At 65.7% G+C, this 7,579-nt stretch carries 4 protein-coding genes and 1 tRNA gene; 2 read left to right on the forward strand and 3 right to left on the reverse strand.

The window, feature by feature from the left end:
* Nucleotides 1–21: 21 nt before the first annotated feature.
* The 3 genes from AC5RTY_RS10585 to AC5RTY_RS10595 all read right to left on the reverse strand — a co-directional run bounded on the left by AC5RTY_RS10585 (nucleotide 22) and on the right by AC5RTY_RS10595 (nucleotide 4,873).
* Nucleotides 22–2,889, reverse strand: coding sequence for a GH25 family lysozyme (locus tag AC5RTY_RS10585; protein ID WP_494014775.1), 2,868 nt, complete (start codon nucleotides 2,887–2,889; stop codon nucleotides 22–24).
* Between the two features lie 742 nt (nucleotides 2,890–3,631).
* Nucleotides 3,632–3,704, reverse strand: a tRNA-Arg gene (locus AC5RTY_RS10590).
* Nucleotides 3,705–4,018: 314 nt separating this feature from the next.
* On the reverse strand, nucleotides 4,019–4,873 hold the full coding sequence (locus AC5RTY_RS10595; RefSeq protein WP_494014774.1) for a hypothetical protein: 855 nt from the start codon (nucleotides 4,871–4,873) through the stop codon (nucleotides 4,019–4,021).
* A gap of 232 nt (nucleotides 4,874–5,105) precedes the next feature.
* Here AC5RTY_RS10595 and AC5RTY_RS10600 point away from each other — a divergent pair, with 232 nt between their 5' ends.
* Nucleotides 5,106–5,657: a single-stranded DNA-binding protein gene (locus tag AC5RTY_RS10600; protein ID WP_494014773.1), complete on the forward strand. Its 552-nt coding sequence runs from the start codon at nucleotides 5,106–5,108 to the stop codon at nucleotides 5,655–5,657.
* Between the two features lie 90 nt (nucleotides 5,658–5,747).
* The gene (ettA, locus tag AC5RTY_RS10605; RefSeq protein ID WP_494014772.1) at nucleotides 5,748–7,430 is read left to right on the forward strand and encodes an energy-dependent translational throttle protein EttA; all 1,683 of its coding nucleotides are present in this window, start codon (nucleotides 5,748–5,750) and stop codon (nucleotides 7,428–7,430) included.
* Nucleotides 7,431–7,579: the final 149 nt, after the last annotated feature.

The raw sequence follows: 7,579 nt of genomic DNA on the forward strand, positions 1-7,579 counted from the left end.
GGGTGGACCTACTTGAACAGCTTAGAGCTTCCCCACGTTGCGCCGTTTGGCCAAACCGTCGTTCGTCATGCCGTTGCCCCGGTACAGCCACATGGCGCCCGCGCCGGTCGTGGCCAGGAGATCCACCTTCTTGTCGGAGGTGGTGTCGCCGGGTCCGAGGATTTGGTTGTACTGTTGCCATCCACCGCTGGCAATCTGCCGCTCGGCGTTGAACCAGGCTGCCGAGGCGTTCTTGGCCGTGCGTCCCTGTCGTAGCCAAAGGGTGCCGTCGGCTTTGGTGGCCACCACGTCGACAGTGCCATTGCCGTCATAGTCGCCGACGCCGACAATCTGCGAGTAGTTCCAGCCCGTGGCGATACGTGTGCGCGAGCCGTGCTGGCCGTTGCCCGGGCCGGCGTACAGCCAAGCCGAGCCGTCAGGGCGGACGCCGAGCAGGTCGTTCTTGCCGTCGCGGTTGACGTCGCCCGTGCCTACCAGTGCCTCGAACTGGTTCCACCCGCGGGTGCCGATCTTCACCCGGCGCTTATAGCCTTCGCTGGATCTGCTGACGGTGCCAGTACCGGCGTAGAACCAGAGGGTTCCGTTGGTCTGCCGGGCCACGAGATCGTTCTTGCCGTCCCGGTTATAGTCGCCGACGCCGACTATGGAGCTGTAGATGTGCCAGCCATGCCCGATCCGTTCGGGCGTGCCAAAGGTTCCCTTGCCGGTACCGCGCACCAGCCACAGGGTGCCGTCCGCCTTACGGCCGATCAAATCACTGCGGCCGTCGCCGGTGAAGTCGCCCGGAGTGACTACGGTGTCGAACACCTTCCAGGTGCTGCTGACCAGCGTCCTGGCGTTGTAGCCCTTGGAGTCGACCATCTGGGTGCCTTTGTAGAAGCCCAGCGAGCCATCGGGGCTGATGGTTAGAAGATCGTTTTTCTTGTCCCGGTCGTTATCCCACACTCCGAGGATGTCTGCGAAGGACCTCCAGCCCCAACCGATCTTCCGGGCAGCGGCGAAGGTGCGGGCGCCGGTCTTGCCAGTTCCTGCCTGCAACCACAGCGTTCCGTCTGCCTTGGACGCCAGAACGTCCACTCGGCCGTCGCCGGTAAAGTCACGAGTGGCGACGAGTTTCGTATAGCTGCCCCAGCCGCTGGCGATCTGGCTGCGGTTTCCGGGTTTACCGTTGCCGGGGGCCGCGTAGAGCCAGACCGTGCCGTCGGACCGCCGGGCCAGGAGGTCGTTGGTGCCGTCGCGGTTGAGGTCGCCGGGGCCGATGATGTGGGTGAAGCCGTTCCAGCCGCTGCTGCCGATGCGCACGCGTGCCTGGAAGTCGCCGTTACCCTTGCCCTTGTACAGCCACAGCGACCCGTCGGTCTGCCGGGCTAGCAGGTCGTTCAACTTGTCTCCGTTATAGTCCCCGGTCCCGATTAGGAGGTTGTAGATTTGCCAGCCGTCGCCGATTCGGGACGGCGACTTGTAGCCGCCCGAACCGTTGCCGGGGTAAAACCAGAGTGAGCCGTCCGTCCGTCGGGAAAGCAGGTCGCCGTTGCCGTCCCGGTTCAAGTCGCCCGGTGCGGCGTAGCGCTGGGTGCGATCCCACGTGATGGTCCGGTTGCGGGCGAAGTTTTGCAGTTCGGTGTAGGAACCCCGCCACACATTCGAGTCGCCCGAGTAGGGGCCCGTCGAGCTGTACTGCCAAATGTCGTAGGAAGTCCAGCCGGCCGGCAGCCAGGGGGTGCCGGTTGTGTAGTGCGCGACGTGTAGCGGGTGGTTCTTGAAGGCCGTGCTGTTGCCGGTGCACTTGTTCCACCAGTCCGCGGTGGTGTAGATGGCGGGGAGGCGGCCGGTGCGGGCCTTGATGGTGTTCGAGAAGTCCTTGATCCAGTTGACCATCGCCGTCGGGGACATGCCGTAGCAGGTGTTGCCCAGTTCCGGGTAGGGGTTGTATTCGATGTCCAGCAGGGGCGGCAGGGTCTTTCCATCGGCGGACCAGCCGCCGCCGTTGTTCACCATGTAGTCCGCCTGCGCCTTGCCCGACGAGACGTTGGGGATGGCGAAGTGGTATGCGCCGCGAATCATGCCGACGTTGTAGGAACCGGTGTACTGCGACGGGAACAACGGGTTTTTGTACCTCAAGGCCTCGGTTGACTTTACGTAGGCGAACCGCGCCCCGTAGTTCCACTCGGTTTTCCAGTTGACGTTGGGCTGGTGACTGCTGACGTCCATGCCCTGGACCCCGCTGGGCTTCCATCTGGTGCGGCTGAACGAGGGGAGCGCCGCGGGTGCCGCAACGCTGGTGCGTTCGATGTCGAGGACTTCCAGCTGAGCGTCGAGTTCTGCCAGCACTTCCGGCTGTTCCAGTTCCCGCTCCCGTTCCCGGCGCTGCTGGAGACCTTGGCCCATGTCGGCGCCGTGTTCGCCCTGCAGGGTCTTCAGGAGCTCAAGGAGTTGTTCCTGGCTGAGCTCCTCGACCGGCACCTCGACCGATTCCGGTTCGTTTTCCGTCGGGGTCGTGTCGCCGGTTTCGGGGGAGGGCTGGGCCGTCGGTTCGTCCGGGGCGACGGCGGGGGAGGAAGGCGATGGGCCCTCGGCCGGTTGTTCGAGGTCCGGCGTAGGTCGGGTTTCTTCCTCCGTCCGGAATTCATTGCCGGACGTGTCGCCGGACGCCGGATCGGAGGGCGAAGGCTGTGCCGTTCCCAGCCCGGTGGCGGCGGGGGCCTGCAGCGGGGCGCCATCGGGTGCCGGCGCCTGCGAGTCCGGTGCTGGCTGCTGCAGGGCCTGTGCGGATGCGCCGGGGGCCATCAGGAGGCCCAGCGCCATCACGACGGCGGTTGCGCTGGCGACGCGGGCAGTGGCTCGCTGGTTTCGTTTGGGAGAGGCTGCGGGGCTGCGGAAGCTGGGCATGGAATGCTCCGGACAATAGGGCACGAACGGGCCGGGTCAAGAGAGCCGCAACCTCCGGTCAGCAAAGGCGAAGCGTCGGCTCAAGGTAGGTTAAACGTTATCAGCCGCATGAGCAAAACGATGAGCGATAGGCTGCGTTTCCATGAAAGTCGACAACTGTTAGCCCGCTGTTACTGTGCGCTGCTGCCTCTCATGCGGCGCGCCGCAAGGCGGGCGGGAGCCGGGGTGCCGGGACTCGGCGGCGGGCGGGGGGTTAGTCTTGGGGCTTTCGGCCGGCTGGTTGGGCAGGTTTTCCCGGAATTTCGAGGTGATAACCGGTGCCTGCTCACCGGCTAGCAGGCGTTCGAAGGCGAATTTGTACAGCTTGCCCATCAACGCCAAGGTTTGTGGCCCCGGGCCGACTTATCCCTTGCGCCGCTGCTTCCTGCCCGGGTTTGCAGACAGAAAGCATTGAGCTCCGCGGCCGAAGCAGCGCTGGGCGGTGGGAGTGCGAAGCCGGGCTGGTGGTCCAGGATCCTTGCGATGCGGCCGTGCTCGTCCAGTCCCAGCGGCAGGTCGCAGCCGGTCCGGGCCGAGCTCCTCGATGGCCGCGGGGATTTCACTGGCGTGGAACCGGACGTAGTGCTCCTAAACATCGTTGCGGAAGTAGGCAGAGGCCAGACCGAAAGCCCCCCGGGAACCGTGCATCGCGGTGCTGTTGTCCCCATCTCCGTTGCGCGGGCCGAGTCGGCATATCTTGTTGCGCCCCGGACAGGAATCGAACCTGCGACCAAGAGATTAGAAGGCTCCTGCTCTATCCGCTGAGCTACCGAGGCAGACGGCCGGCTACTGTTCACTCACTTGTCCACTCCAATTCCGGAGTCTCCAAATGTGTCCAGTGTGTGCCCACTCTCGTGGACGCCACTGCGGCCGGTGCTTAGTCTAGCAATTTGTTCAAGGCCGGGCGCGATGGCGGCCGCGGTCGTGCTGTCCGTCGACGCCCAGGGCTTCCACGCAGTGCCACTGGGAAGAAGGACGTACTGTTCTAACCCCCGTTCCGCCCCGTCGCCGTCGCCCAGGCTGCGCCCTGGGCACGCACAGACTTCCGCGGCTGGGCGTCCGGCGGGCGCCCAGCCGCGGAAGGAACTTGCTACTTGCCGGTTCCGGCGTCGGCGCCACCATCGACCGTGCCGCGCTGCCCATCCAAGCCCTGTTCCGGGATGTCTTCCGGTGCCGGTGTCTGGCTCGGCTCCGGTGCCTGACTCGGTTGCGGGGCAGGCTCGGCAGTCTGGCTTGTTTCCGGGGCAGGAGTTGGGCCCTGTTCGGTGCCGTTAGATCCGCCGCTTCCCGGCTCTTCAGTCTCGGTTGAGCTGTTGCCGCCGACCGAGGGATCGTCCGTGGTCACGGCGTCGTCGGCGTCGCCATCTCCAGTCTTCGCGGGCTCCTCTTCCTGCTTGGCCGGCTTGTCCGTTTGATCCGTGGCCTCCTGGTCTCCGCCCAGGGTGCCAAGGGTCGTCTTGTGGGCGCTTGAGGCAGGGTCGATACCCGTAGTCGAGGAGACCAGGCTGGAAATCGGCTGGCTGGTGCCGAGCTCCACCGCGGTGATGCTGACCATCGCGATGGCGAAAGCCGCGGCGCTGGCCAGTCCAACCTTGACCCACGTCATCGGGGCGATGGGCTTACGGGCGGGTTTAGGCTGCGGTTCGATCGCTTCGGACGGGGCGCTGGCGGCCACATTTTCGACCTCCCGCAGGGCACCGATTCGAGCCTTGGGGATTTTTTTCATGGCCACAGTGGCGGCCGAGCTCAGCGTCCGGGCATAGAGCGCGGCGCCAACGGTCGCGACGACGGAGCCAACTGCGGCGCCGATCAGTGTTCCGGCGACGCCGAGAAAGGACCCCACCAATGCGGAGGTTACCGCGGCCAGCGCCGAGGCGATAGTTTGGGCGCCACTCAGTCCGAGAGAGGGCTTGGGCTTGTCGTCGGCAGCGGAGTCGTCAGCCATTTGATACCTAATCCGGTCGGAGATTATTACGGATAGGTAACGATACCTGCCCGCGGACGGTTCCCGGCACGGCCGTTGTTTGAGTGAGACGCTGCCCACACCCGCCCTCCACAAGGACAACGCCCGGCGCCGCGTCCCACATGCCGCGTGGCCCGCTTCACCGCAGGCGCTGGAGCCGCGAGGCTCGATGGTGTCGGCAGGGCGCCGGCGCTACAGCGGACGGGAGAAGAGCATGAGCGACTACATTACGGTGCGCGGGACGGTTGGTACCGAGGTGCAGCAGCGGCGCACGCACGGCGGAGATGCCGTGGCGGAGTTCCGGCTGGCTTGCTCGGGGGACTGGCTGAACCGGGAGACCGGCGAGTGGGTCAAAGGGCAGACAAACTGGTACACCGTCCAGGCGTTCCGGGGCCTGGCGGAGAACCTGTGGCGCAGCCTGGCGAAGGGCGATCCGGTGGTGGTCAGCGGCAAGCTCAAGCTGCGGCAGTGGTCAACCGAGGACGGGCGGCGCGGCACCGCTCCCGAGATCGACGCCGACACAGTGGGCCACGACCTACGCCGCGGCTCTGCCTCGTTCACCAAGATCGCTGTGCCGGCAGCGGCCTCGCGCGAAGCCGCTGAGACCGGGCAGGGCGGTGCCGACTACCGCGCGATGGCCCTGGCCAGTGCCGGCGGCGGGGAATCAACAGACGGAGAGTTCGGCCTCGAGCCAGGCCTGGGCGGCAGCGGCGGCCACGCCGACGAGGACCGGCAGGAGGAGACGCAACTGCCCCGGGCGAGTTGATCTGTTGCTCGGGGTGTCCGAGCCGCCGGGACAGGGGAAGCGGTGCGGCAGAATATGTGATCGTGGCGCGCAGCGACTAGCCTTGAGGGCATGGCGGAATTCATTTATACGATGTCCAAGGCCCGCAAGGCCGTTGGCGACAAAGTCATTCTGGACGACGTAAGCATGTCGTTCTTCCCCGGCGCCAAGATCGGTGTCGTCGGCCCCAACGGTGCGGGCAAGTCCACGATCCTCAAAATCATGGCCGGCCTGGACACCCCTTCCAACGGCGAAGCCAGGCTCAGCCCCGGCTACACCGTCGGCATCCTGCTGCAGGAGCCGCCGCTGAACGAGGAGAAGACCGTCCTGGGCAACGTCCAGGAAGGCGTCGGCGAAATCTACGGCAAGATCCAGCGCTTCAACGAGATTTCCGAAGAGATGGCCAGCCCGGATGCTGACTACGACGCGCTGCTCGAGGAAATGGGCAAGCTGCAGGAGGCCATTGACGCCGCGGATGCCTGGGACATCGACTCCCAGCTGGAGCAGGCCATGGACGCGCTGCGCTGCCCGCCGGGCGATGCCGACGTGACCGTGCTCTCCGGTGGCGAACGGCGGCGCGTGGCACTGTGCAAGCTGCTGCTGCAGAAGCCCGACCTGCTGCTGCTCGACGAGCCCACCAACCACCTCGACGCGGAAAGCGTGCTGTGGCTGGAGCAGCACCTGAAGTCCTACCCGGGCGCCGTCCTCGCCGTGACCCACGACCGGTACTTCCTCGACCATGTGGCCGAATGGATCGCCGAAGTGGACCGCGGCCACCTCTACCCGTACGAGGGCAACTACTCCACCTACCTGGAGAAGAAACGCGCCCGGCTCGAAATCCAGGGCAAGAAGGACGCCAAGCAGGCCAAGCGCCTGACCGAGGAACTGGACTGGGTCCGGTCGAACGCCAAGGGCCGCCAGACCAAGTCCAAGGCCCGTCTGGCCCGCTACGAGGAAATGGCTGCCGAGGCCGAGCGCACCCGGAAGCTGGACTTCGAAGAGATCCAGATCCCGCCGGGTCCGCGACTCGGCCAGCTGGTCATCGAGGCCAAGGACCTGTTCAAGGGCTTCGGCGACCGCGAGCTGATCAGGGACCTGTCCTTCTCGCTGCCGCGCAACGGCATCGTCGGCGTGATCGGCCCCAACGGCGTCGGCAAGACGACCCTGTTCAAGACGATCGTCGGACTCGAACCGCTGGACGGCGGGGAGCTGAAGATCGGCGATTCCGTCAAGATCTCGTACGTGGACCAGTCCCGCGGCGGCATCGACCCGAACAAGACCCTGTGGGAGGTCGTCTCCGACGGGCTCGACCACATCCAGGTCGGCCAGGTCGAAATGCCGTCCCGCGCCTACGTCTCCGCGTTCGGCTTCAAGGGCCCGGACCAGCAGAAGAAGGCCGGCGTGCTTTCCGGCGGTGAGCGCAACCGGCTGAACCTGGCGCTGACCCTGAAACAGGGCGGCAACTTGCTGCTGCTCGATGAGCCGACCAACGACCTGGACGTCGAAACGCTCTCCAGCCTGGAAAACGCGCTGCTGGAATTCCCCGGCTGCGCCGTGGTGGTCTCGCACGACCGCTGGTTCCTGGACCGGGTGGCCACGCACATCCTGGCCTACGAGGGCACCGAGGAAGAGCCCGCGAACTGGTACTGGTTCGAGGGCAACTTCGACTCCTACGAGCAGAACAAGGTCGAGCGGCTTGGCCCGGACGCGGCCAAGCCGCACCGGGTCACGCACCGCCGCCTGACCCGCGACTAAGCCCTAGCAATCGCTGCCAGCGGCGCCTGAAGGAACGGTCCCGAACAAGCGTTGAACTGCTCCCCGGAAGTTGGACTGAGAAATTCAGTTCCGACTCCTGGGGAGCAGTTTTATGCATGCATGTAGTTCGTTATCCGAGGATCAGCGCG

Source organism: Arthrobacter sp. Y3224055, assembly GCF_059090825.1.

What these genes read in the sequence shown, in the direction of transcription:
- AC5RTY_RS10585 (WP_494014775.1), bottom strand. Translation starts at nt 2,889, where the DNA reads ATGCCCAGCTTCCGCAGCCCCGCAGCCTCTCCCAAACGAAACCAGCGA.
- ettA (WP_494014772.1), top strand. Translation starts at nt 5,748, where the DNA reads ATGGCGGAATTCATTTATACGATGTCCAAGGCCCGCAAGGCCGTTGGC.
- AC5RTY_RS10600 (WP_494014773.1), top strand. Translation starts at nt 5,106, where the DNA reads ATGAGCGACTACATTACGGTGCGCGGGACGGTTGGTACCGAGGTGCAG.
- AC5RTY_RS10595 (WP_494014774.1), bottom strand. Translation starts at nt 4,873, where the DNA reads ATGGCTGACGACTCCGCTGCCGACGACAAGCCCAAGCCCTCTCTCGGA.